This is a genomic window from Pseudomonas guariconensis (assembly GCF_040822035.1).
Lineage (GTDB): Bacteria > Pseudomonadota > Gammaproteobacteria > Pseudomonadales > Pseudomonadaceae > Aquipseudomonas > Aquipseudomonas guariconensis.
On record NZ_CP162012.1, the window covers coordinates 2582974 to 2609300 of the forward strand.

19 protein-coding genes are annotated in these 26327 nt (G+C 64.1%); 17 read left to right on the forward strand and 2 right to left on the reverse strand.

From position 1 onward, the window contains the following. Positions 1–9 precede the first annotated feature (9 nt). Genes AB1N67_RS11795 through AB1N67_RS11815 form a run of 5 tightly spaced genes read left to right on the forward strand, consistent with a single transcriptional unit; the run spans position 10 to position 7609 of the window. Complete coding sequence (locus AB1N67_RS11795; RefSeq protein ID WP_367863835.1) at positions 10–2127, forward strand: acetate--CoA ligase family protein; 2118 nt, start codon at positions 10–12, stop codon at positions 2125–2127. Then, on the forward strand, positions 2120–3727 hold the full coding sequence (locus AB1N67_RS11800; RefSeq protein ID WP_367863836.1) for a 5-guanidino-2-oxopentanoate decarboxylase: 1608 nt from the start codon (positions 2120–2122) through the stop codon (positions 3725–3727). The genes AB1N67_RS11795 and AB1N67_RS11800 overlap by 8 nt, the downstream gene beginning before the upstream one ends. A 36-nt stretch (positions 3728–3763) precedes the next feature. Next, positions 3764–4990 carry an alanine racemase gene (alr, locus tag AB1N67_RS11805; protein WP_367863861.1) on the forward strand — a complete coding sequence of 409 codons (1227 nt, stop codon included), beginning with the start codon at positions 3764–3766 and terminating at the stop codon, positions 4988–4990. Between the two features lie 20 nt (positions 4991–5010). Continuing rightward, positions 5011–6201: a pyridoxal phosphate-dependent aminotransferase gene (locus AB1N67_RS11810; protein WP_367863837.1), complete on the forward strand. Its 1191-nt coding sequence runs from the start codon at positions 5011–5013 to the stop codon at positions 6199–6201. Then, positions 6194–7609 (forward strand): aldehyde dehydrogenase family protein, encoded by a 1416-nt coding sequence (locus AB1N67_RS11815; protein ID WP_367863838.1) that lies wholly within the window; start codon positions 6194–6196, stop codon positions 7607–7609. The genes AB1N67_RS11810 and AB1N67_RS11815 overlap by 8 nt, the downstream gene beginning before the upstream one ends. A gap of 125 nt (positions 7610–7734) precedes the next feature. Here the strand turns inward: AB1N67_RS11815 and AB1N67_RS11820 are convergent, their stop codons facing one another. Then, on the reverse strand, positions 7735–8175 hold the full coding sequence (locus AB1N67_RS11820) for an Rrf2 family transcriptional regulator (RefSeq protein WP_043210854.1): 441 nt from the start codon (positions 8173–8175) through the stop codon (positions 7735–7737). A 162-nt stretch (positions 8176–8337) separates the two neighbouring features. Between AB1N67_RS11820 and AB1N67_RS11825 the strand changes: the two genes are divergently transcribed. The 6 genes from AB1N67_RS11825 (at position 8338) to hemB (ending at position 15240) form a co-directional block, all read left to right on the forward strand. Continuing rightward, positions 8338–9939: an ABC transporter substrate-binding protein gene (locus AB1N67_RS11825; RefSeq protein ID WP_367863839.1), complete on the forward strand. Its 1602-nt coding sequence runs from the start codon at positions 8338–8340 to the stop codon at positions 9937–9939. Between the two features lie 30 nt (positions 9940–9969). Next, positions 9970–10929, forward strand: a complete 960-nt coding sequence (locus AB1N67_RS11830) for an ABC transporter permease (RefSeq protein ID WP_180962698.1) — start codon at positions 9970–9972, stop codon at positions 10927–10929. A gap of 3 nt (positions 10930–10932) precedes the next feature. Continuing rightward, a complete protein-coding gene (locus tag AB1N67_RS11835) occupies positions 10933–11760 on the forward strand; it encodes an ABC transporter permease (RefSeq protein WP_043210859.1) in 828 nt (275 codons plus the stop codon). 2 nt (positions 11761–11762) lie between these two features. Further along, positions 11763–13409: an ABC transporter ATP-binding protein gene (locus AB1N67_RS11840; protein WP_197852859.1), complete on the forward strand. Its 1647-nt coding sequence runs from the start codon at positions 11763–11765 to the stop codon at positions 13407–13409. Further along, positions 13406–14110, forward strand: a complete 705-nt coding sequence (locus AB1N67_RS11845; RefSeq protein WP_102081671.1) for an NAD(P)H-dependent oxidoreductase — start codon at positions 13406–13408, stop codon at positions 14108–14110. Before AB1N67_RS11840 ends, AB1N67_RS11845 begins: the two co-directional genes overlap by 4 nt. A 158-nt stretch (positions 14111–14268) precedes the next feature. Continuing rightward, entirely contained in the window at positions 14269–15240 is a 972-nt protein-coding gene (hemB, locus tag AB1N67_RS11850; RefSeq protein ID WP_043213955.1) for a porphobilinogen synthase, read from the forward strand. 83 nt (positions 15241–15323) lie between these two features. Here hemB and AB1N67_RS11855 read toward each other — a convergent pair whose 3' ends face one another. Next, the gene (locus AB1N67_RS11855; RefSeq protein ID WP_090342771.1) at positions 15324–16439 is read right to left on the reverse strand and encodes a polyamine ABC transporter substrate-binding protein; all 1116 of its coding nucleotides are present in this window, start codon (positions 16437–16439) and stop codon (positions 15324–15326) included. A gap of 315 nt (positions 16440–16754) precedes the next feature. Between AB1N67_RS11855 and AB1N67_RS11860 the strand changes: the two genes are divergently transcribed. From AB1N67_RS11860 to AB1N67_RS11885, 6 genes are all read left to right on the forward strand, one after another. Continuing rightward, positions 16755–19580 (forward strand): ATP-binding protein, encoded by a 2826-nt coding sequence (locus AB1N67_RS11860; protein ID WP_182943248.1) that lies wholly within the window; start codon positions 16755–16757, stop codon positions 19578–19580. Next, positions 19567–20760: an EAL domain-containing protein gene (locus AB1N67_RS11865; RefSeq protein ID WP_043213953.1), complete on the forward strand. Its 1194-nt coding sequence runs from the start codon at positions 19567–19569 to the stop codon at positions 20758–20760. The genes AB1N67_RS11860 and AB1N67_RS11865 overlap by 14 nt, the downstream gene beginning before the upstream one ends. 81 nt (positions 20761–20841) lie before the next feature. Next, positions 20842–24051, forward strand: coding sequence for a response regulator (locus tag AB1N67_RS11870; RefSeq protein ID WP_367863840.1), 3210 nt, complete (start codon positions 20842–20844; stop codon positions 24049–24051). Positions 24052–24088: 37 nt separating this feature from the next. Beyond that, positions 24089–24736: a response regulator gene (locus AB1N67_RS11875; protein ID WP_043213950.1), complete on the forward strand. Its 648-nt coding sequence runs from the start codon at positions 24089–24091 to the stop codon at positions 24734–24736. A gap of 102 nt (positions 24737–24838) precedes the next feature. Then, positions 24839–25444 carry a fimbrial protein gene (locus tag AB1N67_RS11880; RefSeq protein WP_043213948.1) on the forward strand — a complete coding sequence of 202 codons (606 nt, stop codon included), beginning with the start codon at positions 24839–24841 and terminating at the stop codon, positions 25442–25444. 74 nt (positions 25445–25518) lie between these two features. Further along, positions 25519–26271: a molecular chaperone gene (locus AB1N67_RS11885; RefSeq protein WP_167358055.1), complete on the forward strand. Its 753-nt coding sequence runs from the start codon at positions 25519–25521 to the stop codon at positions 26269–26271. Positions 26272–26327: the final 56 nt, after the last annotated feature.

Below are 26327 nucleotides of genomic sequence, written 5' to 3' on the forward strand. Positions count from 1 at the left end.
AGATTGCCCATGTCGCACTCGATTCGTGACAACCTCAAGCGCCTGCTGGCGCCCCGGCACCTTGCCTTCGTCGGCGGGCGCAGCATGGCGCGGGCGCTCAAGCGCTGCGCCGAAGGCGGCTTCGCCGGCCAGATGTGGCTGGTGAACCCACAGCATGAAAGCCTCGATGGCGTACCGTGCGTGCCCAGTGTGGCCGAGTTGCCCTGTGGGCCGGACGCGGTGTTCATCGCCACCAACCGTGACCTGACCTTGCAATGCGTCAAGGACCTGGCCGCGATCGGCGCCGGTGGCGCCATCTGCTACGCCTCAGGCTTTGCCGAGAGCGGCGAGCAAGGGCGCGTGCTGCAACAGCGCCTGCTCGAGGCGGCCGGCTCTATGGCCTTGCTCGGCCCTAACTGCTATGGCCTGCTCGATTACCTGCATGGCGCAGCCCTGTGGCCGGTTGCCCACGGCGGCAAACAGGTGGAGAAGGGCGTGGCGATCCTCACCCAGAGCGGCAACTTCGCCTACAACCTGTCCATGAGCGACCGCTCGCTGCCGGTGGCCTACATGGCCTCGGTGGGCAACCAGGCGCAGTTGGGCGTGGCCGAGCTGATGGACGTGCTACTCGACGACCCTCGCGTTACCGCCATCGGCCTGCACCTGGAAGGCCTGAAGAACGTGCCGGGCTTTGCCCGTGCCGCACACAAGGCGTTGGAGCGGGGCATCCCGATCATCGCTTTGAAGACCGGCGTGTCGCAGATCGGCGCCGAGCTCGCCCTGAGCCACACCAGCTCGCTGTCGGGCTCCGATGCCCTGTACGACAGCCTGTTCCAGCGCCTGGGCGTGATCCGCGTGAGCGGCCCGGTCAGTTTTGCCGAAACCCTCAAGGCGGCCGCCTGCGGCCACTTGCCCCAGGATGGCCGATTGATCGCCCTGGCGTGCTCCGGAGGCGATGCGGGCCTGATCGCCGACTACGCCGAGCGCAACCACCTGGCCTTGCCCAAGCTTGAGCAAATGCAGGTGGATGAGTTGGCCCAGGTGTTGCCGGCCTACGCCAACCTGGTCAACCCACTGGACTTCACCACGGCGATCTGGGGCGATGGCGCGGCGCTCGAGCGCATGCTCGACAGCGCCCTGCAAACCGATGCCGATGCGGCCATGCTGGTGCTGGATTACCCGGCGGAGTTCACCGGCGAGCGCAAGGAGTGCGACCTGCTGCTGGGGCTGTACTGCGATGCCTTGCAGCGCCACGGCAAAATCGGCTTCGTCACCTCGGCCTTCCCTGAGCTGCTGCCGGCCAGCGCCCGCGAATGCTTGCATGAGCGTGGTATCGCCGCACTGCAAGGGGTAGAGGACGGCCTGGCGGCCTGGGGGCGAATCGTTGCCTACCAGCGCAACCGCCAGCGCTTGCTGGAGCTGGGCGAGTCGGCCCTGGTGCCACTGTGCCCGCAGGCCCTGGGTGGCCAGGCGCAACTGCTCGATGAATGGCAATCCAAGCAGGCGCTGCGTGCCTTTGGCCTGCCGGTACCTGGCGGTGTGCTGAGCACGCCCGAGCAGGCGCTCAAGGATGCCGCACGCGTCGGCTACCCGCTGGTGCTCAAGGCGGTCAGCGCACAATTGCCGCACAAGACCGAAGCCGGCGCGGTGGCCCTGAACCTGCGCGATGCCGACGCCCTGCAAGCGGCGCTCGAGCAGATGCACGGGCGCATCGCGGCCTACGCCCCTGGCGTGCCGTTCGACCAGGTGTTGCTCGAGCCCATGGCCCAGGCGCCGTTGGCCGAGCTGATCGTCGGCATCAAGCGCGAGAACGACTTTGCCCTGGCCTTGGTGATCGGTGCCGGTGGGGTGCTGGTGGAATTGCTCAAGGACAGCGTCAACCTGCTGCTGCCGACCACCGACGGCGCCATCCGCAACGCCGTGCTGGGCCTGCGCAGCGCCGGCCTGTTGCAAGGTTTCCGTGGCCGCCCGGCCGCCGACCTCGACGCCTTGGTGGCGGCGGTCCGCGCGGTGGCCGACTACGCCTGTGAAAACGCCGGCCAGTTGCTGGAGCTCGACGTAAACCCATTGATGGTCGGTGCCCAAGGCACCACCGCGGTCGACGCGCTGATCCGCCTCGGCCAGGCGCAAGGAGAACAACATGCATGAACGTCCTTTGACCGGCGGCCAAGCCCTGGTACGGCTGTTGAGCAACTATGGGGTCGACACGGTGTTCGGTATCCCCGGGGTACACACCCTGGAGCTGTACCGGGGGCTGCCGGGCAGCGGCATCCGCCATGTGCTGACTCGCCATGAACAAGGCGCGGGCTTCATGGCCGACGGCTATGCGCGGGTCAGTGGCAAGCCGGGTGTGTGCTTCGTCATCACCGGCCCTGGTGTGACCAACGCTGCCACCGCCATCGGCCAGGCCTACGCCGATTCCATCCCGATGTTGGTGATTTCCAGCGTCAACCACACCGCAAGCCTGGGCAAAGGCTGGGGCTGTCTGCACGAGACCCAGGACCAGCGCGCCATGACCGCGCCGATCACCGCATTCTCCGCCGTGGCGCTGAGCACCGAGGACCTGCCGGAGCTGATCGCCCGTGCCTGGGCGGTGTTCGACAGCGAACGCCCGCGTCCGGTGCACATCTCGGTGCCGCTGGATGTGCTGGCCGCGCCGGTTACCCGCAACTGGAGCAATGACGTGGTGCGCCGCCCAGGGCGCGGCCTGCCGGATCGCGACAGTCTGCAGCAGGCTGCCGTCAAGCTGGCCAACGCCAAGCGGCCGATGATCATCGCGGGCGGTGGCGCTTTGCACGCGGCGGCTGAGCTCGCGCAACTGAGTACGCGCCTGGCCGCACCGGTGTTCACCAGTGTCGCCGGCAAGGGCCTGCTAGCCCCGCAGGCGCCGCTCAATGCCGGTGCCAGCCTGTGCGTCGAGCCGGGCTGGCAAATGATCGGCGAGGCCGATGTGGTACTGGCGGTAGGCACCGAGATGGCCGATACCGATTTCTGGCGTGAACGTCTGCCATTGGCCGGCGAACTGCTGCGGGTGGACATCGACCCACGCAAGTTCAACGACTTCTACCCCTGCGCGATTGCCCTGCACGGCGATGCCCGGCAGACCCTGGCCAGCCTGCTGGAGCATCTGCCGCAGGCCACCCGCGATGCCGGTGCCGCCATCGCGGCCGTCAACAACCTGCGCCAGGCGATCCGGGCAGGGCATGCGCCGCTGCAGGCGATTCACCAGGCGATTCTCGACCGCATCGCCGCCGCACTGCCGGAAAACGCCTTCATCAGCACCGACATGACCCAACTCGCCTACACCGGCAACTATGCCTTCACCAGCCGGGCACCGCGCAGCTGGCTGCACCCGACCGGCTACGGCACCCTGGGCTACGGCCTGCCGGCCGGCATCGGCGGTATGTTCGCCACCGAAGACCGCCCCGGCCTGGTGCTGGTGGGTGATGGCGGCTTCCTCTATACCGCCCAGGAACTGGCCACCGCCGTTGAAGAGATCGACCGTCCGCTGGTGGTGCTGCTGTGGAACAACGACGCCTTGGGGCAGATTCGTGACGACATGCTGGGCCTGGACATCGAACCGATTGGCGTATTGCCACGCAACCCGGACTTCATCGGCCTGGCCCGCGCCTTTGGGTGCGCCGTGCGCCAGCCGCGCAGTCTGGACGAGTTGCAATCGGATCTGGTCGACGGATTTGCCACGCCAGGCGTGACCTTCATCGAACTCAAGCACGCCTGTGCCCGTTGACCGCACCTTCAGGACAACAAATAGAGAACAAGCATGATGCCATTCCGTCGTACCCTTCTTGCCGCCTCCCTGGCCCTGCTGGCCGCCCAGGCCCCGCTGTACGCCGCACCGCCGTTGTCGATGGACAACGGCATCAACGCCCTGACCATCCAGAACAGTAACGCCTGGGTCGAGATCAGCAAGAGCGCCATCGAACACAACATCCGGACCCTGCAGGCAGAACTGAACGGTAAATCCAAGCTGTGCGCGGTGCTCAAGGCTGACGCCTATGGCCACGGTATTGGTCTGGTAATGCCCTCGATCATCGCCTTGGATGTGCCGTGCGTGGCGGTGGCGAGCAACGAGGAAGCCCGTGTGGTCCGTGCCAGCGGCTTCAAAGGGCAACTGGTGCGGGTGCGCCTGGCCAGCGTGAGCGAGGTGGAAGACGCCTTGCAGTACAACATGGACGAGTTGGTCGGCAGCGCCGAGTTCGCCCGCCAGGTGGCGGCGATCGCCCAGCGCCACGGCAAGACCCTGCGTATCCACCTGGCCCTGAACTCCAGCGGGATGAGCCGCAACGGCGTGGAAATGGCCAGTTGGTCGGGCCGTGGTGAAGCACTGGAGATCGCCGAGCAGCCGAACCTGGAACTGGTCGCGCTGATGACCCACTTCGCCGTCGAAGACAAGGACGACGTGCGCAAGGGCCTGGCCGCCTTCAAGGAGCAGAGCGACTGGCTGATCAAGCATGCCAAACTCGACCGCCGCAAGCTGACCCTGCACGCGGCCAACTCCTTCGCCACCCTGGAGGTGCCCGAAGCGCGCCTGGACATGGTACGCACCGGCGGCGCGCTGTTCGGCGACACCGTGCCCAGCCACACCGAGTACCGCCGCGCCATGCAGTTCAAGTCCCGCGTGGCGGCTGTGCACAGTTACCCGGCCGGCAACACCGTCGGCTATGACCGCACCTTCACCCTGAGCCGCGATTCGCGCCTGGCCAACATCACCGTCGGCTACTCCGATGGCTATCGCAGGGTGTTCACCAACAAAGGCAATGTGCTGATCAACGGTCACCGTGCGCCGGTGGTAGGCAAGGTGTCGATGAACACCCTGATGGTGGATGTCACCGATTTCCCTGACGTCAAGAATGGCAACGAGGTGGTGCTGTTCGGCAAGCAGGCGGGCGGTGAAATCACCCAGAGCGAAATGGAAGAAATCAATGACGCGCTGCTGGCCGACCTCTACACGGTCTGGGGTAGTGCCAACCCGAAGATCCTCGTCGACTGACGCCTTCATAGGAGACGCTCATGCGCTTTGCCAAGCTGACCCAACGCATCGCCGGCGACGGCGCCGCCGCCTGGGACATCCACTACCGCGCCCTTGCGATGCAGGCCGAGGGCAAGGACGTCCTGTTGCTGTCGGTGGGAGATCCGGATTTCGACACGCCGGCGCCCATCGTCGAGGCGGCCATCGATAGCCTGCGCGATGGCCACACCCATTATTCGGATGTACGCGGCAAGCTGGCCCTGCGCCAGGCCATTGCCCGTCGCCACCAGCAACGCAGCGGCCAGGCGGTGAGCGCCGACCAGGTCACGGTGCTGGCCGGTGCGCAGTGCGCGTTGTTCTGCGTGGCCCAGTGCGTGCTCGATCCGGGCGACGAGGTGATCGTCGCCGAACCCATGTACGTGACCTACGAGGCCGTGTTCGGCGCCTGTGGCGCGACGGTGGTGCCGGTGCCGGTCAAGCCTGAGAACGGGTTCCGCGTGTGCCCCGAGGATGTGGCGGCACGTATCACCCCGCGTACCCGTGCCTTGGCACTGAACAGCCCGCACAACCCTTCGGGCGCGAGCCTGCCGCGCGCCACCTGGGAGGCGCTGGCCGAGCTGTGCATCGCCCATGACCTGTGGCTGATCTCCGATGAGGTGTACAGCGAGCTTTTGTACGAGGGCGAGCATGTCAGCCCCGGCAGCCTGCCGGGCATGGCCGAACGCACGGCGACCCTCAACAGCCTGTCCAAGTCGCACGCGATGACCGGCTGGCGGGTGGGCTGGGTGGTGGGTTCGACCGCGCTGGCGGGCCATCTGGAAAATCTGGCCCTGTGCATGCTCTACGGCTCGCCCGACTTCATCCAGGACGCTGCGGTGGCGGCACTGGAGCAACAGCTGCCGGAGCTTGAGGCAATGCGCCTGGCGTACCGCCAGCGCCGTGACCTGGTCTGCGAGCGTCTGGCTGGTTGCCCGGGCATCAAGGCGCTCAAGCCTGATGGGGGCATGTTCGTGATGGTCGATATCCGCGAAACCGGCCTCAGTGCCCAGGCCTTCGCCGACCGCCTGCTGGATAGTCAGGGTGTATCGGTACTGGCGGGCGAGGCCTTCGGCCCGAGCGCTGCCGGGCATATCCGCCTTGGCCTGGTGGTCGGTGCACAGGCGCTGGAAGAGGCGTGCCGACGCATCGCCCGGTGCGCCGCCGAACTGATGAAGGAGCAGACTCATGCGTGAGTACGCGCGGCTTTACATCGACGGCGCCTGGCAGGTGCCGAGCGGGCAGGGGATGGCCGAGGTCATCGACCCGGCCAGCGAAGTTGCCATCGGCCGTGTGCCGCTGGGTGACGAGCAGGATGTGGAGCGGGCGGTGAATGCGGCGCGAAGGGCGTTCGCTGAGTGGTCGCATACGCCATCGAGCCGGCGTGCAGGCTATATCCGTGCCTTGGCCGAGCAATTGCGTGCGCGGGCCGGAGAAATGGCCGATGTGATCACCAGCGAACTGGGCATGCCGGTGCAGTGGTGCCAGATGGTGCAGGTCGACGGGCCAATCGAAGGGCTGGAGCAGTATGTCGAACTGGCTGGCTTGATGGATGAGGTGCGTGAAGTCGGTAACTCGCTGGTGTACCGCGAGGCGGTGGGCGTGTGTGCCTTCATCAACCCGTGGAACTACCCGCTGCACCAGATGATCGGCAAGCTGGCACCGGCCTTGGCTGCCGGTTGCACGGTGGTGGTCAAGCCGAGCCAGGAGACGCCGCTGCACGCCTTCTTGCTGGCTGAGATGATCGACGCCATTGGGCTGCCGGCCGGGGTGTTCAACCTGGTCAGCGGGCCGGGGTCGAAGGTGGGCGAGGCGCTGGCGCGGCATCCGCAGGTGGACATGGTGTCATTCACCGGCTCTACCGGCGCTGGGGTGCGGGTGTCCCAGGCGGCGGCGCCGACGGTCAAACGGGTGTGCCTCGAACTGGGCGGCAAGTCACCGCTGCTGATCACCGCCGACGCCGACCTGGAAGCGGCGGTGCGCCATGGTGTGCAGGACGTGATGATCAACTCCGGACAGACGTGCACGGCGTTGACCCGCATGCTGCTGCCGGTCGAGCGCTACGCCGAGGCCTTGGAGATCGCCTTGGCCGAGACGCGTGCGCTGGTCATGGGCGATCCGCGTGATCCGCAGAGTTTTCTGGGGCCGATGTGTTCGGCAGGGCAGCGGCGCACGGTGCTCGACTACATCCGCCTGGGGCAGGAAGAGGGCGCGCGGTTGCTGTGCGGTGGTGATTCGGCGCCTGGGCTGGAGCGTGGATTCTACGTTGCGCCGACGCTGTTCGCCGATGTCGACAACCGCATGCGCATCGCCCAGGAAGAGATCTTCGGGCCGGTACTGTGCCTGATCCCGTATGCCGATGAGCAGCAGGCTATTTCGATGGCCAACGACTCGCCGTTTGGCTTGTCCAGCGCAGTGTGGGCAGGCGATCGCGAGCGTGGGCTGGCCTTGGCCCGACAGATGCGTGCCGGGCAGTGCTTCGTCAACGGTGGCGGGTTCAACTACCGGGCACCGTTTGGCGGCTACAAACAGTCCGGAAACGGGCGCGAGTGGGGCGAGGAGGGGTTGGGTGAGTTCATCGAAGTGAAGGCGGTTCAGCTCTGAGACCGGAGGGCTGCTGTGCAGCCCATTCGCGGGTATACCCGTTCCCACAGCAACCTCGCTGCTTTAGGGCAACGGTGAACCTTTGGGAGCGGGTTTACCCGCGAAGAGGACGCGAAGGGGAAGGATCACCCCACCGCCACATCCTCCACGGGCCTGTCGAAAGCCACGAACAATTGATCGGCCGTGATCGCCCCCAGATCCAGGCGCATGTTCGCCTCGAGCATGGCGAACAGACGGGTGAACACCTCGTACACCTTGCAGTGATCCTCCATTCCGGAAAACGGGTTGTCGATCTTCTCGGCGATCAATGAGCTTTCCTGCACCGCGTCGTACACCTCGCGCAGGGTGATTTCGCTGGCCGGGCGGGCCAGGGTCAGGCCGCCATGAGCGCCACGCCAGGACTTGAGAATGTCGGCCTTGACCAGTTGCGAGGCCAGGCTGCGCACGCGTGCCGGATGGACCTTGACCCACTTGGCGATGGTCTCCGTACGCAGTTTCTGCGGTGCGTTGGCGGCCACGAACGAGAGGATGTACGAGGCGGTGATCAGGCGAGTCGACTGGCTCATCGGCAAAGGTCCCTGGGTAAAAACCGAAGTCTACACCCCTGTGAAAATCTCACTTGGCAGGGGCGTGGCATTGAGTCTAATGTATTTGTCACGATGACAATTACAAATATTTGGTCGTCGGGCGAACAAGACCTTTCCTGGCGGTTCAACAGAGGCGATGCCATGAGCGATAACAAGAACAAGATCACTCAAGCGATGCCCGATAGCGGCCTGCCGCGTCGGGATTTCCTCAAGTACAGCGCGGCGGCGGCCACCTTCGCCGGCGCCTTCTCGCTGGGCCTGCCGATGTCGGGCTGGGCCGAGGAGGGCACCCCTAAGGCCGGCGGCGTCCTGCGCATGGGCCTGGCGGGTGGCAGCACCACTGATTCCGGCGACCCAGGCTCGTGGAGCGATACGTTTACGTTTGTCGGGTTCTCGGCCGTATACAACACCCTGAGCGAAATCAGCGTCGACGGCACGGCGATTCCAGAGTTGGCCGAGCGCTGGGAGTCCAGCCCCGACGCCAAGGTCTGGACCTTCACCCTGCGCCAGGGCGTCACCTTCCACGATGGCAAGACCCTGGACGCCAACGATGTGGTCGCCTCGATCCAGCACCACCTGGGCGAAAAATCCACCTCGGCGGCCAAGACCGTGCTCGGCGATGTCGCCCAGGTCCGCGCCCAGGGCAACGACACCGTGGTGTTCGAGCTGCATTCGGGCAATGCCGACTTCGCCTATGTAGTCGCCGATTACCATCTGGTGATCATGCCGGCCAAGGACGGTGTGGCTGACTGGCGCTCCGGCAACGGCACCGGCGGCTACCGCCTCAAGCGCTTCGAGCCAGGCGTGCGCATGGACCTGGAGCGCAACCCGAACTACTGGAAGCCCGGTCGTGCGCATTTTGCCAGCGCCGAACTGCTGGCCATCGCCGATGGCGCTGCGCGGGTCAATGCCCTGGTCACCGGCCAGGTGGACGTGATCAACAAGGTCGATCTCAAGACCGTGGCGCTGCTCAAGCGCAACCCGCAGTTGGTGATCGAAGAGACCAAGGGCGCCCAGCACTACACCTTCCCCATGCTCTGCGACAGCACCCAGTTCAAGAACAACGACGTGCGTTTGGCGCTCAAGTACGCCATCGACCGCCAGGCCTTGTTGACTTCAGTGCTGCATGGCTACGGCCAGATCGGCAACGACCATCCGATCCAGCCGGGCAGCCGCTTCATCAACCCGGCGCTCGAACAGCGCGCCTACGACCCGGACAAAGCCCGTTTCCATCTGCGCCAGGCTGGGCTGGACGCGCTCAAGGTGCGTTTGCAGGCTTCGGACGCCGCCTATACCGGCGCGGTGGACGCTTCGGTGCTGTTCAAGGAGCAGGCGCGCAAGGCGGGTATCCACATCGATGTGGTGCGCGAACCGGCCGATGGCTTCTTCACCAACGTATGGATGAAGCAGCCGTTCACCACTTCGTTCTGGTACAGCAGCCTGACCGCCGACCGCATGTTCAGCATCGGCTATGCAAAAGGCGCAGCCTGGAACGAGACGCACTGGGACAACGCCCGCTTCAACCAGCTGCTCAATGCCGCCCGTGGCGAGATGAACGCGCCGCTGCGGCAGGAGATGTACAACGAAATGCAGGCCCTGTGCCGCGACGACGGCGGCGCCATCGTGCCGCTGTTCGCAAGCTCGGTGGCGGCGCGTTCGCGTCGGGTCACCCACGGCGGGGTCACCGCGCCCTATGGCGAACTCGATGGCCTGCGGCTGATCGAGCGCTGGTGGCAGGCCTGATCCCTTTCGTTACTGCACGAGGAGCCCATGGTGAATAGTCTTGGTTCATTACTCGCGCGACGCCTGGCCTTGGGCCTGCTGTCGCTGTTGGCCGTCTCGGTGATCATCTTCCTGGCCGTGGGCATGCTGCCTGGCGATGTCGCCCAGGCCATGCTGGGCCAGGCGGCCACCCCTGAAACCGTCGCGGCGCTGCGGGCACAACTGGGGCTGGACATGCCGGCCTGGAGCCGCTTCGGGCACTGGGCCTGGCAGCTGTTGCACGGTGATCTGGGTGTATCGCTGGCCAACCAGCGGCCGATCGCAGAGCTGATCGGCGCGCGACTGGGCAACACCTTCGGCCTGGCGCTGCTGGCGGCGCTGGTCTCGGTGCCGCTGGCCTTGCTATTGGGCATGCTGGCGGCGCTGTACCGCAACAGTTGGTTCGACCGGTTGCTCAACACCAGTGCGCTGACGGCGGTGTCGTTTCCGGAGTTCTTCGTCGCCTACATCCTGATCCTGGTGTTCGCGGTGAAGCTGGCCTGGCTGCCGAGCATTTCCAACCTGTCGCCTGATGCCTCCCTGGGCGAAGTGCTGGAGCGCTCGTTGCTGCCGGTGCTGACCCTGGCCCTGGTGGTGGTCGCGCAGATGATGCGCATGACCCGTGCGTCGCTGATCAACCTGCTGGCCAGCCCCTACATCGAGATGGCCCGGCTCAAGGGCATCTCGCCGGCGCGAATCATCTTCCGCCATGCCTTGCCCAACGCCTTGGCGCCAATCATCAACGTGGTGGCGTTGAACCTGGCGTATCTGGTGGTGGGGGTGGTGGTGGTCGAGGTGGTGTTCGTCTACCCAGGCCTGGGCCAACTGCTGGTGGATTCTGTCGCCAAGCGCGACATCCCGGTGGTGCAGGCCTGCAGCCTGATCTTCGCCGCCACCTACATTCTGCTCAACACCAGTGCCGATGTGCTGTCGATCGCCAGCAATCCGCGCCTGATGCATCCGAAGGGGTAGCCGATGAGCCTGTTCAAGCAATTGCAGCGTGCGCCGCTGAGCGCCAAGTTCGGTTTGCTGGTGATCGTCCTGTATGTGCTGGTGGCGTTGTTTGCTCCGGTACTGGCGCCATTCGGCGAGACCGAGGTGGTGGGCGAGGGCTTCGCGCCCTGGGGCGGGCAGTTCCTGCTGGGCACCGACAACCTGGGTCGCGACATGTTCAGCCGTCTGGTCTATGGCGCGCGCAATACCTTGGGGATCGCTTTTCTGACCACTGCCCTGGCCTTTGCCGTGGGCGGCTTTTGCGGCCTGGTGGCGGCGATCAAGGGCGGCTGGATCGACCAGGGCCTGTCGCGCCTGGTAGATGTGTTGATGGCCATCCCGCAGCTGATCTTCGCCTTGCTGATCCTGAGCGTAGTCGGCACCACGGCCACCTCGTTGGTGCTGGTGATCGCACTGCTCGATGCCACCCGGGTGTTCCGCCTGGCACGGGCGGTGGCAATGACAGTGGTGGTACAGGACTTCGTCGAGGCCGCGCGCCTGCGCGGGGAGGGACTGTGGTGGCTGGTCAGCCGCGAGGTGCTGCCCAATGCCGCAGCGCCGTTGATCGCCGAGTTCGGCCTGCGCTTCTGTTTTGTCTTTCTGTTCATCAGTGCCTTGTCGTTCCTGGGCCTGGGTATCCAGCCACCGACCGCCGACTGGGGCAGCATGGTGCGTGACAACGCCGTGCTGATCACCTTCGGTGACGTCAGCCCACTATTGCCGGCGCTGGCCGTGGCGCTGATCACCGTCAGCGTGAACTTCGTCGTGGACTGGGTGCTGCACACGGCCAGTGGCCTCAAGGAGTGCTGAACATGAGCCAACCATTGCTGGAAATTCGTAATCTGCGCATCGACGGCCACCACGACGATGCCTGGCACCCGCTGATCAAGGGCATCGACCTGACCCTGGCGCGAGGCGAGGTGCTGGGGCTGATCGGTGAGTCGGGGGCGGGCAAGTCGACCCTGGGCCTGGCGGCCATGGGCTATGTGCGCGACGGCTGTCGCATCAGCGGCGGCTCGGTGCGTTTCGATGGCCAGGAACTGGTGGGCGCCGCGCCCGAGACCCTGCGTCGTCTGCGCGGCTTGCGCATCGCCTATGTGGCGCAGAGCGCAGCGGCATCGTTCAACCCGGCCCATCGTTTGATCGACCAGCACATCGAGACGGCGGTGAAGAACGGCGGAATCGACCGGGCCAAAGCCGAGGCCGAAGCGGTGGAGCTTTACCGGGTGCTGCGCCTGCCGGACCCTGAGCGCATCGGTCAACGCTACCCGCACCAGGTCTCCGGTGGTCAACTGCAGCGGGTGATGACCGCCATGGCCATGGCCTGTCATCCGGACCTGATCGTCTTCGACGAGCCCACCACGGCCCTGGACGTCACCACCCAGATCGAAGTGCTGACGGCCATTCGCGATGCCGTGCGCACCTATGGGAGCGCCGCGCTGTACATCAGTCATGACCTGGCGCTGGTAGCCCAGATCGCCGATCGCATCATGGTGTTGCGTCACGGCAGCCTGGTGGAAGAGGCCCAGACCCGCGCCATGCTGCAAACCCCCACCCAGGACTACACCCGCTCGCTATGGGCGGTGCGCAGTTTCCACACCCAGCCCAAAGCGCGCCCACCCCAGGCCCAGCCCTTGCTTGAGGTGCGCAAGGCCAATGCCAGCTACGGCGCCCAGCCGGTGCTGCATGAGGTGTCGCTCACGCTGCATCGGGGCCAGACCCTGGCGGTGATCGGCGAGTCGGGCAGCGGCAAGAGCACCACCGCGCGGCTGATCACCGGCCTGTTGCCGGCCAGTAGTGGGCAAGTGCTGTACGACGGCCAGGCGCTGCCAGCGGACTATCGCCAGCGCAGCAAGGAGCAGTTGCGGCGGATCCAGATGATCTACCAGATCCCCGACACCGCCTTGAACCCCCGCCAGCGCATCGTCGACATCATCGGCCGTCCGCTGACCTTCTACCTGGGCCTCAAGGGCAAGGCCTTGCGCCAGCGCGTGGCTGAGCTGTTGGAGATGATCGAACTGGACCCGGCCAAGTACATGGACCGCCAGCCCCGCGAGCTATCCGGCGGGCAGAAGCAGCGCATCTGCATCGCCCGGGCCCTGGCGGCTGAGCCTGAGCTGATCATCTGCGACGAAGTCACCTCGGCCCTCGATCAACTGGTGGCCGAGGGCGTGCTCAAGCTGCTTGATCGCATCCAGCGGCAACTGGGCGTTTCCTACTTGTTCATCACCCACGACGTGGCCACGGTACGCGCCATTGCCGACGAAGTGATGGTGATGCAACGCGGCCGAGTGGTCGATCACGGCAGCCGCGAGGCCATCTTCTCGCCGCCGTATCGCGACTACACCGGGCTGCTGTTCTCCTCCGAACCGGAAATGGACCCTGACTGGCTCGACCGCCTGCTGGCCCGCCGCGCCGGAGACTCCAACCTGCAACCTGTGCAAGGACAACCTTCATGAATGTACTGATCGTCCACGCTCATCCCGAGCCGCAATCCTTCACCGCCGCCCTGCGTGACCAGGCGGTGGAAACCTTCAAGGCCCAGGGGCATCAGGTGCAGGTCAGCGACCTGTACGCGATGGACTGGAACCCGGTGGCCAGCGCCGAGGACTTCGGCAAACGCGAAAACCCCGACTACCTGGTCTATGCCTTGGAGCAGCGCCTGGGCGTCAAGAGCGGTTCGATCGCCCCGGACATCCAGGCCGAGCTGGACAAGTTGCTGTGGGCGGACCTGCTGGTGCTCAACTTCCCGATCTTCTGGTTCTCGGCGCCGGCCATGCTCAAGGGCTGGATCGACCGGGTGCTGGTGTCCGGCGTGTGCTACGGCGGCAAGCGTTTCTATGACCAAGGCGGGCTGGTGGGCAAGAAAGCGCTGGTCACCGTGACCCTCGGCGGGCGCGAGCACATGTTCGGCGAAGGGGCGATTCATGGGCCGCTGGAAGACATGCTCCGGCCGATCCTGCGCGGCACCTTGGCGTACGTGGGGCTGGAGGTGCTGCCGCCGTTCGTGGCCTGGCACGTGCCTTACATCAGCGATGAAGCACGCAAGGGCTTTTTGCGCGACTACCAGCAGCGCCTGGAGCACCTGTCGGACGACCTGCCGCTTGAGTTCCCCAAGCTTTCGCAATTCGACGAGGCGCTGTACCCGCTGGCCAAATGATTGCGACCGATTGTCGCTGAGCGGACGCCGGGGAGGGCGGCGCAGGCCGTCTGCCCCGGTTTGTTGCCCGGCGCGCAACAGATATTCTTTGCGTCAAGACTTTTCAGTGGCGGCCCTACGACTTAAGGTGGCAGCAAGCAAAACTGTCTGGAGCTCCAATGTCGAACTTCCCCACTGTCCGCCCTCGTCGCCTGCGGCAGAACGAATCCCTGCGTACGCTGTTCCAGGAGACCGAATTTCGCCTTGACGATTTGATCCTGCCGATCTTCGTCGAAGAGGGTATTGATGATTTCGTCCCGATCACCAGCATGCCGGGGGTCAACCGCATTCCTGAGAAGATGCTCGCCCGTGAAATCGAGCGTTATGCCCGTGCCGGTATTAAGTCGGTGATGACCTTCGGCGTTTCGCATCACCTGGATGCCACGGGCAGCGACACCTGGAACGAAAACGGCCTGGTGGCGCGCATGGCGCGCATCTGCAAGGACACGGTGCCGGAAATGGTGGTGATGTCCGACACCTGCTTCTGTGAATACACCAGCCACGGCCATTGCGGCGTGCTGCACGATCACGGCGTGGACAACGATGCCACCCTGGCCAACCTGGGCAAGCAGGCGGTGGTGGCCGCGGCGGCCGGTGCCGACTTCATCGCCCCGTCGGCGGCGATGGACGGCCAGGTCCAGGCGATCCGCAGCGCCCTGGACGGCGCAGGCTTCCATGACACCGCGATCATGGCCTACTCGACCAAGTTCGCTTCCTCGCTCTACGGCCCGTTCCGCGAGGCCGGCGGCACCGCACTCAAGGGTGACCGCAAGAGCTACCAGATGAACCCGATGAACCGCCGCGAGGCCGTACGCGAGTCGTTGCTCGACGAGCAGGAAGGGGCGGATGTGCTGATGGTCAAGCCGGCCGGTGCCTACCTGGATGTCATTGCCGACATCCGCGCCGCCTCGCGCTTGCCGTTGGCGGCGTATCAGGTCAGCGGCGAGTACGCGATGATCAAGTTCGGTGCTTTGGCCGGTGCCATCGACGAAGCCCGCGTGGTGCGTGAGAGCATCGGCTCGATCAAGCGTGCTGGTGCGGACCTGATCCTGACCTACTTCGCGATGGACCTGGCGCGCGACGGTATCTAAGCCCTCGGGGCCGCGCTGCGGCCCTTTCACAGGTTCGCGGCTCAAGCCGCTCTGCAGGAACGGCGTTGCCCTGCGGATTCGCATCAGGTCCCGTTCTTGATCTTGCTCCAGGTCCGTGTGCGCATCCGCTCGTATTTGAGCGGCAACGTCTCCAGGGTGAACAACGTGCCCATCACCTCAGCCGGTGGATAGACCGCCGGGTCTTTCAACAGCCGTGGATCGACCAGGGGCAGTGCGTCCTTGTTGCCGTTGGGGTAGCCCACATAGTCGGATGACTTGGCCACCACCTCCGGACGCATCATGTAGTTGATGAAGGCGTGCCCCTGTTCGGGGTGCGGGGCGTCCTTGAGCACCACCATGTTGTTGATCCACATGGGCGCGCCTTCGCGGGGGATGCTGTAGGTCACCTGCACGCCATTGTTGGCCCGCTCGGCCGCCTGCTTGGCGCTGTACACCGAGCCGCCCCAGCCTACCACCACGCAGATGTCGCCATTGGCCAGGTCCGTGGTGAACTTCGACGAATCGAAATAGCGCACATAGGGACGGATGCCCTGCAGCAGTTCCTCGGCCTTGCGGTAGTCGTCCGGGTTGCGGCTGTTGGCGGGCAGGCCAAGGTAGTGCAGGGCGATCGGCAGGATCTCTACCGGCGCATCGAGCATGGCCACGCCACAGGCGCTTAGCTTTTCGATGTTCTCCTTGCGCAGCACCAGGTCCCAGGAATCCACCGGCGCGTCCTTGCCCAGCAGTCGGGTCACCTTAGCCTTGTCGTAGCCGATACCGGTGGTGCCCCACATGTAAGGCACCGCGTAGCGATTGCCCGGGTCGTTGGTGGCGAGCTTGCGCATCAGCTGCTCGTCCAGGTGCGAGCGGTTGCCCAACTGGGCGAGGTCCAGCGGCGCGAGCACGCCGGCCTTGATGAAGTTGGGCAGCAGGTCGTCGGGCACCATCACCACGTCATACCCGCTATGGCCGGCCATCAGCTTACTTTCCATGACTTCGGCGTTGTCGAAGGCATCCAGCACCAAGGTCGTGCCGGTGGCCTGCTCGAAGGCCTTGGGCGTTTCCGGTGCCAGGAAGTCGGACCAGTTGTAGAAATGCACGGTGGGTGCACCGGCGGCGACGGCATCGAGGCTGAGGAGCCCGGCAAGGCCGAGCGTGGCCAGGCGACGGCCGAGGGCTGGGGGACGTACGAGCTGCATTTGTAATCCTTGTTATCGCGCTGCAAAAGGGGTAGGGCGAATGTAGGCGCGTACCGAATGCTTTCCTATCCCGTCGAAGGGTTAACCCCTGGGGTAGGGGAGACTGGCATTGTCCTCAGGCGAAGTCAGCACATTAGGATTCGTCTCATGGGGCGCCGGATGGCCTGGCCTTAACCTTGAGGCTTTGATCGACGCTTGCTCGAGCCGTGGACTGGCAAGAAGAGGAGCCAGAGCCATGGGAGATGGCAGGCAGTATGCGTCGGAACTAAGGATCGTCTGATGTCCATTGGCCAGCTCGAATCTTAGATTCGGCGGATGAGATTAAAAAGCTACCTGTTGCAGATCAGCCCTTTGCTTTCCAGTCCCGAAGCCGTCCGCCGACTGCTTCGGGTGTTCGCGATCGTGCTGTCGGTCGGCATCCTCAGCGGTGCCTACAACTTCCTGCTGTTCACCTTCAATAACGACATTTCCCAACGCCGCGGCTACATGAGCAGTGCCATCGCCGAGGCGCACACCTTCTTCACCACCCGCGAAGCATTGCTCGAAAGCCTGAGCCTGTCGGCCGTGCGCAAGGGCTGGCAGGCCGAGCCGCTGGTCTACCTGCCGTCCTTCGAGGAGGTTCACCTGCAACTAGGCGATGCGGCCGGCAAGCAGTGGAGCATCTGGTTGACCCGACGCATGTGCGACTACCTCAGGGCACAGCAGGTCAGTCTTTTGTATGTGGGTAATGGGGCGCATGACCACGGCGTGCGCCTGTTCAGCCCGTCCGGCGCAGAGCCGGCGTTGCCTCGCCGCATTCTCGAGCAATTGCAGGCGTTGCGCGACGACGATGGCTCACCGCTACAAGAACTGTGGCTGACCGATCAGGATCAACAGGCCACGCACCTGTATATCTTCAAGCGCCTGGACGAAGAGGATGCCGATTCCGGCTGGCTGGGCCTGGAGATGGACAGCCGGGCCGTGTCGGCAGCGCTGAGCGACCAGAGCGCCGGCGAATTCATGATGCTCAACGCCGATGAAATGCTGGTGTTCAGCAACATGCCGGGCGCGCGCTTGAGCCGATCGCTGCTGGAGCGCCGGGGCGACAACTTTTTCGGTTTCGTCGGCGACGGCCTGTTTCCGGATCATCTGGTCATCCGCAAGAACCTGATGTCCTCGGACTGGCAGCTGGTCTATTCGATCGATCTTGTCGACGTATTGCAGGGGCTGTGGAAGCAGTTGCTCGGCACTTTGCTGTTCTGTCTGCTCAATATTTTATTGATCGTGCTGTTGCTGCGCCGCTTCGAGCAGCGCCTGATCACCCCGACCATCCATCGGATCCAGGCGCTGATCGAAAGTGAGGCGTTCAGCCGTGACGTGATCCAGGCCGCGCCGGTGGCGCTGTGCGTACTGCGCCGCAGTGACGGTCAGATGGTGCTGGAAAATTCGTTGGCCCAGCAGTGGCTGGGCAAGGGATTGGACCGGGAGATCCTCTGCCCAGGCTGGATCCGCCAGGCATTCGACGCGCCCGAAGCTCCCCATGGCGAGACCTTCGAGACCTCAAGCGGTCGTCACCTGCACCTTAGCAGTGTGCCCACCCGCTACAAAGGAGAGGATGTGCTGCTGTGTGCTTTCAATGACGTCACCGCCAGCAAGCAGGTGGAGGCGGCGCTCAAAGCGGCGCGCCAATCGGCGGATGCGGCCAACGAAGCCAAGACACTGTTTCTGGCCACCATGAGCCATGAGATCCGGACACCGCTGTATGGCGTGCTGGGGACGCTGGAGCTGTTGTCGCGTACACATTTGGATGCCCAACAGCGCGACTACCTGCAAGCGCTCGAAGGCTCTTCGGCCACCTTGTTGCAGTTGATCTGCGATGTGCTGGATGTCTCGAAAATCGAAGCCGGCCAGTTGGCCCTGGAGGTCAGTGAGTTTTCCCCGCTGGAGCTGGTGCACGAGGTGATCCAGGGCTACAGCGCCGCGGCCCTGGGCAAGGGCCTGGAGCTCTATGCCTGCCTCGATCCGCAACTGCCGCTGCGGCTGTTGGGGGATCGTGCGCGCATCCGGCAAATCCTGAATAACCTGCTGAGCAACGCCGTCAAGTTCACCGACTATGGCCGCGTTGTGCTGCGTGTGCGCCTGTCGCACCGGGAGGGAGAGCGTTCCTGTCTGCTGTGGCAGGTCGCCGACACCGGGCGTGGCATCGCCGAGGAAGAACACCCATTGATCTTCGACCCGTTCTATCAGACCGCAGGCAACATCCAAGGGGTGGCGGGTACTGGCCTGGGCCTGCCGATCTGCCAGCGCCTGACGCAATTGATGAACGGCCAGATGCGTATGGTCAGCGAACTCGGCTTGGGCACCAGCTTCACCTTGCTGTTGCCGCTGGAGGAGTCCTTGCGCACCCACGAGGCGGCTTTGCCCTGCAACCTGTTGGCCGAGCGCATCCATGTGGTGTCGCCGCTGCGCGAGCTGGCCGAGAGCCTGGCAGGGTGGTTGCGGCGCTGGGGCGCGCGGGCCCAGGTCGGGCAGCCGGTATCGATGAGTGCAGGCGGGGTCCTGCTCGAGGCGCATCCCGGCAGGTTGGACACTCAGCTGGTGCCGCAATGGAATGGACGCCGGGTATTAGCCAGCGCCGATGGCTGCAGCGAACCGCGCCAGGACGGCGAAAGCTGGCACGTCAACCTCAGCCACCTGGTCGCATTACACCAGGCCATCTGCCAGGCCCAAGGGCTTTGGGTGGCAGGTGATCAGACGCGCAGCGCTGGCCCCCAGATCCGCCACCTTGGCCTGAGCATTCTGGTGGCCGAGGACAACATCATCAACCAGTTGATTCTGCGTGATCAGCTCGAAGAACTCGGCTGCACCGTAGTGCTCGCTGGCGACGGCGAGCAGGCCCTGCGCTGCTGGGATCAGGGGGCGTTCGATGTGGTGCTGAGCGACGTCAACATGCCCCGGGTCAACGGCTACGAACTGGCCAGAACCCTGCGCCGGCGAGGCTGCACCGTACCCATCGTCGGTGCCACGGCAAATGCCCTGCGCGGCGAGGAGGAGCTGTGCCTGGCCGCCGGCATGAATCACTGCCTGGTCAAGCCCTTCACGTTGCAGACGCTGTACCACTGCCTGGCCGCCTATCAAGGAAACGCCCATGAGAGCCTTTGAAATCCTCATCGTCGAGGACCACCCGTTCCAGTGCATGTACCTGCAGCACCTGTTCAATGAACTGGGCGAGCTGCGTGTGGACACCGCCCGGGACGGCACCGAGGCGCTGTTGCGCCTGCAGCAGCGCGACTATGACCTGATCCTTACGGACCTGTTGATGCCAGGCATGGACGGTGTGCAGTTCATCCAGCACCTGGCAGCACTGCCAGGCAGGACAGGCCTGGCGATCATGAGCGCGGCATCACGGCGGATGCTGATGGCCGCAAGCTTGGCGGCCAAACATCTTGGCGTGGACGTGGTGGGGTTGTTGTCCAAGCCTGTCACGCCCGAGGCGCTAAGGGCTGTCGTCGAGCAACTGCGCGAGCAGCGGCGAACACCCGCCCATGCCACACCGCAGGCAGTCGATTATGACCGCCAGACTTTGCTCGAAGCCCTGAACAACCGGGCGTTCCAGGCCTGGTTCCAACCCAAGAAGTCTTTGAGCACCGGCCGTATCGTCGCCGCCGAGGCTCTGGTGCGCTGGATACATCCCGAGCACGGTGTGCTGTTGCCAGGGGCATTTCTGCCAGCGCTCAGGGCCTTCGATCTGGAGGAGCGCCTGTTGTGGTCGATGCTCAAGCAGAGCCTGGACGCCCAGGCCCAATGGCGCGCCCGGGGTTATGACTTGCCCGTGTCGATCAACCTGCCGACCCACCTGCTCAACAGTCATGACCTGGCTGACCGTCTGCTGGAATTCGTATTGCACCATGGGGGCAACCCAGCCCGGATCTGCTTCGAGCTGATGGAATGCTCCGTTCCTGACGAGGTGAGCAACTACTACGCGGGCGCCTGCCGTCTGCGCATCAAGGGCTTCGGCCTTTCACAGGATGATTTCGGCAAGGGCTACAGCTCTTACATGAATCTGGTGTCTACGCCGTTCACCGAGCTCAAGATCGATCGCGCGTTGGTGCAGGGCTGCCACGAGAACGACAACCTGGCCTGCGCCCTGGCCAGCATTGTCGCCCTTGGCCGCCGGCTGGGCCTTAACGTGGTCGCCGAGGGTGTGGAGAAACCTGAGGAACTGGCTTTGCTGCGCCGGCTGGAGTGCAGCCATGTGCAGGGCTTCCTGATTTCCCATGCGGTGTCCCTGGACCAGTTCCTGCATTTGCTGAAGGTCGATGGACCGGCAATGAGCCATTAATCGGACCTGGCGCAACGCTCGCGCCTAGCTTAGGAGGTAGACTCCCACCCTTACGCGTATTGCTGGCCCACGGACCCTTTGATGAAACACTCCAACGCGCTTCTGGACAATCTCACCCGCAGCTCGTCGCGCCTGAGCAAAGGCATCATGGTGCTGCTCGGGGTGGCGGTGCTGCTGGTGAGCACCACCTATTGGTCGTTCCAGCGGCTGATCGAGGAGCACCACGACACGGTGCGTTTCCACTTCACCCGGCTGATGCAGAACATTCAGGAGCAGGAGCTGTTCCTGACCTCGCTGCGCCAGCGTAGCCTGCGCGGCGAGTTGATGCCCCGCGATGCAGCCCAGATGCCCGGGGTCGAGCCGCGTCAATGGGAAGGCGATGGCATGTACCGTGGTCAGGAGAATCCCTTCTCGATGCCGTTCAGTGTCAGGCTCGCCACTCATGCCGAGGACACTGACAAGGCCGCCCAGGTTGCCGTCCTCGCAGCGCACCTGAGCGCTTATTACAGCGCCTTCTGGGCCACTTCGCATTTCCAGTCACCCCAAGCCTTCCTGTTCAATCGACAGGGCGATTTCGACGTGGCCGTGCCCGCGAGAGGTGAGCACAGTACAGGTACGGGCACACGGGAGCCAATCGGCCAGATGTTCGACATGGTTCGCGCCCAGGCACCACAGGGCGATGGCCCCGAGGTCAAGTGGCGCGCCTATGGCAGCCCCGGAAACGGGGTGGTTGCCGCGCGCGTGCTGGCCTATGCCAACCTCGATTTGCTGCCTGAACAGCTGCGCATCAAGGATTCCGGTCCGCACGCCACGGCTGCGGTAATGCTCGACCTGACCCATGCCAATGATTTTCAGCGCACCATGGACTGGTCGGTGTATGACCGTTTCACCTTGGTCACCCCGTCGGGGCAAGTGCTCTCGGGCATCCTGCGTCCCGAGATGACGTTGCATGAGGGGTTCAACCTCAAGTCCGACGGGCTGGTGTTCAAGCTGGTCAACCACGACGGGCCAGCCTGGACGGCGATCTACACCATCGGCTTCAAGAGCTTTTTCCGCTATGCGCTGGGTTCGTTGCTCAGTCTAGGCGCGGGGCTGGCCGGCCTGGGCGGCCTGGGTTGGGCGGCGAGCCGCTGGTATCGGCGCCAGGTGATCCTGCCGGCCAACCAGGCCCACGCCGCCATTGCCGAGAGCGAGGCCTTCAGCCGTGTGGTCATCGATACTGCCCCCACAGGGCTGTGTGTGGTGCGCCGGGCAGATCGCAAGGTACTGCTGGAAAACCAGCGCGCAAGGCAGTGGCAAGGGACCGCGGCGTTGGTGGCAGCTTTGGACCATTGGCAGGACAGCGGCGAGGGGGCCGAGCATGCGCTCGAGATCGAGGGACGGCATCTGCAGGTTGGTTTCGTCGCCACTCGCTACCAGGGCCAGGATGTACGGCTTTATGCCTTCAATGACGTGACGCGTCATGTCGAGGATGCCCGGGCGCTGGAAGACGCCCGGCGCACGGCGGCTGCGGCCAACGAGGCCAAGACACTGTTCCTGGCCACCATGAGTCATGAGATTCGCACACCGCTGTATGGGGTGCTGGGCACCTTGGAGCTGCTCGGCCTGACGCCGTTGGCGCCTCGCCAGCAAGCCTACCTACAGACCATCCAGCGCTCTTCGGCCACGCTGTTCCAGCTGATCAGCGACGTGCTGGATGTTTCGAAGATCGAGTCGGGGCAGATGGCCCTGGAGCCCGTGGAGTTCTGTCCACTGGAGATGATCGAAGACACCCTGCGCACCTATTCAGCCTTTGCCCAGCGTAAAGGGTTGCTGCTGTACGGCTGCACCGATGCCCGGCTGCCACAGCGGGTATTTGGCGACCCGATCCGGATTCGGCAGATCCTCAACAACCTGCTCAGCAACGCTATCAAGTTCACCGACAGTGGCCGCGTTGTGCTGCGTACCCGGGTGTTCGACTGCGCCGAGGGCCAGGTGCACCTGGAATGGCAGGTCGCCGATACCGGCATCGGGTTGTCCGACTCGCAGCAGGCCAGGCTGTTCGAGCTGTTCTATCAGGTGCATGGAGGCTCCAATGAGGGCGGCGCCGGCCTGGGCCTGCCGATCTGCGGATGGCTGAGCGAAATGATGGGCGGGCAGATGAAAGTGGTCAGCGAGCCGGGCCTGGGCAGCAGCTTCACGCTGCGGCTTGCCTTGCCGGTGGTGACGGACGCGTTGCCCTCGCTTACCGAAGGCGTGCCGTCGGCGATGCCGGTGTTCGTCCGCGCGCCGATTCCGGAGCTGGCGCAGCACCATTGCGACTGGCTCAATCGCCTGGGACTGCGTGCCCATCTGGCGCCCTCTACGTCCGCTGCAATTCCTGCGCGGGCGGTGCTGGTCGATGTGCTGCCCGATGAAACGGCGCCAGCTTGGCCTGGCCCGCGCATTCGTTGCCATGCTACCGACTCGGCGCAAGCCGGGCGCGGCGACTGGGACATGAGCCTGCACGATGTCCAGGCCATAGCCCGGGCGGTTTGTCGGATCAACCAGGGGCAGATGGAACCTGCTGTGCAGCGGCAGGCCGGCACCGATAACGAGCTAGGCTTGCACATCCTGGTGGCCGAGGATAACCCGATCAACCAGGCGATCCTCAAGGAGCAGCTCGAGGCGCTGGGTTGCAGTGTCGTGGTTGCACGCAATGGCGAACACGCCCTGCAGCTATGGCAGCCGGAAGTGTTCGACCTCGTGCTGACCGATGTGAACATGCCAGTCGTCAATGGCTATGAGCTGGCCACCGCACTGCGTGAACAGGACCCTGAGCTGCCGATCATCGGTGTCACCGCCAACGCGATGCGCGAGGAGGGCGCACGTTGCCTGGAGGTGGGCATGAATGCCTGGATCGTCAAGCCGCTGAGCTTGCAGACGTTGCGCAGCCAACTGCTCAAACTGTGCCGGCCACACTGGCAGGGCGACAAGCAGGAACCCGTGGTGCCGCAAGCCCACACCACGGATGAGCAGCACGAGGATGTGCTGGCGAAGCTATCGCCGGCCATGCGCGCCCTGTTCATCGAGACCATGACCCAGGACATCCAGGCACTGGAGACCGCCTTGGAGCAGGGCGACCTGCAGGCGCTCGGTAGACAACTGCACAGCATCGCCGGCGCGCTGGGCGCGGTACAGGCGACCAGCCTGGCGCAACATTGCATCGCGCTTGAGGTGTTGCTCGCCGACCAGGCGTACGATGAGGCCGCACACCTACAGGTCCGAAAGGTCATTCAACGCTTGGCGGCAATGATCGACGCGCTCAAGTAACATTAACCAGACTGTTCATCCACTCGCCTGAGGCTTTATGGAAAAACTCAAGGTCATCATTGCCGACGATCATCCCATCGTGTTGTTTGGCGTTCGCGAACTGGTCGAACGGGACCCGCATTTTTGCGTGGTCGGGGAGGCGGTAAGTTCCAGCGCATTGATCGCTTTACTGCAGGAACAACCAGTCGATCTGGTGATTACCGACTACAACATGCCGGATGACTCGCCCTATGGCGACGGCTTGAAGTTGATCGACTATCTCAAACGGCACTACCCCGCAGTTCAAGTGTTGATATTGACGATGATATCCAGCTCGATGATTCTTGAGCGCCTGCACGAGTTGGGTGTGGTGGGCGTCATTCAGAAGAATCATCTGCACACCGAGATCGAGCGCGCGCTCAAGGCGATTCGCGGCAAACGCCCGTACTTGAGCCCTCAGGCGCCCAGAGCCTCAGTGGTTGATTCGGGGTTGGACACTGACCAGCGCCTGGAAACGCTGTCGCTCAAAGAACGTGAAGTGTTGCGCTTGTTCGTGGCCGGCAAGACCGTGGGTGATATTGCCCTTAGCCTCAGCCGCAGCCCCAAGACAATCAGTGCGCAAAAAGTCTCGGCCATGCGCAAACTTGAAGTCGATAATGACCAGGCACTATTGGCTTATTGCCTGGAGCGGCGTCTGTTTAATTGACGCTCGGCGGAGCTTATCAGGATCGTCTTATGGGGATAGGTGTCCGGGTTTATTAATGTGTTCTGGCAGTTCACTGCAGCACATTTCAACTAGGACATCATCATGAAAAACTATTCACTCGCCGCTTTGGCACTGTCGACACTCGTTACTTCCATGGGCACTTTGGCCGCAGGAGAACCACCGGTTCCTGTACAAGGTGGCAGCGGCAAGATCAGCTTCAGCGGCGTCATCAACAATGACGCGTGCTCGGTCGACGGCGCCAATGCCGATCGCGTGATCTCTGTGGATATGGGCAACGTTTCGATCAAAGACATGGGTAGCGCCGAAGCTCCAGCCTCGGGTCGTGTCACCAGCAAGGACTTCAACCTCAACGTCAACTGCAACCTGGGCACCAAGGTTTCCATGGTCTTCGACCCGACCATCCTCGGCGGCTCCGGTATCGTCACCGGCAAGGGCGTGCTGGCACTGACTCCAGGCAGTGGCGCAGCCAAGAACGTCGGTATCGCACTGCTCGACAGCACTGGGGCGAAGATCGACCTCAGCAGCAAGACCACTGCCACTATCCAGAGCGGCATGCATGGTGTCGGCGCAGCGGGCGGCGATGCCACCTTGAGTTTCTCGGCCGCCTACGTGACCACCGGCGCCGAGGGCACTGCCACCGCCGGTCGCGGTGATGCCACCCTGCCATTCATCCTGCAGTACGAATAAGTCGTCACCCAGGGTTCTGTACGCGCGAGGCCTCAGGGCCTCGCCGTCCGCTTAGATAAACGGGGTGATTGCACATGTTGACTCCCAGACTCATTGCCTGCCTGGGCCTGCTGGGCATGCTCCTAGCGCCTCCGGCGATGGCCGGCATTTCGTTGAGCGCCACACGTGTGGTGTTCGACGGCGCCCACAAGGAAGCCAACGTGACCGTGCGCAATGGCGGCCAGGACGTCTTGATCCAGTCGTGGATCGACAGTGACGACGACCAGCACCATACGGTCCCGTTCGCGGTGACACCGCCCTTGGCCAGGGTCATGGCCAAGCAGCAGCAATTGCTGCGAATCCTCTATGAAGGGACAGGCTTACCTCAGGATCGCGAGTCGGTCGTGTGGCTCAATGTCCAGGAAATCCCTCAGGCCAGCGAAAAGGCCAACACACTGCAACTGGCCGTGCGCCAGCGCATCAAGGTGTTCTTCCGACCGGCCGGGCTGCCTGGCGATGCGTTGCAGGCGCCGACGGAGCTGGGCTGGCGCTTGACCCGCGAGGGCGCCTCCACAGTCCTGTCGGTGACTAATCCGAGCCTGTACCACGTGTCGATGGCCGACCTCACGGTTACGGCCAATGGTCAGCGAACGCTGGCGGCCGATTCGGCGATGATCGCGCCCGGACAGACCCGGACCTTTGCCTTGGCCAAGGTTTTGGCCGATGCACCGGCGAACCTGTCCTTTCGCAGCATCAACGATTATGGGGCGCAGAGCGAGTACCACGCGGCGCTGATGCCGAGCACTGTGGTCAAGGCCAAGGCTGTCGAGCCCGCCGCTTCTTCTTAATACCCTCAAATATCTTGGGCGCATGCCGGCGCACGCGCGGCATCGCCGTGCCCGGT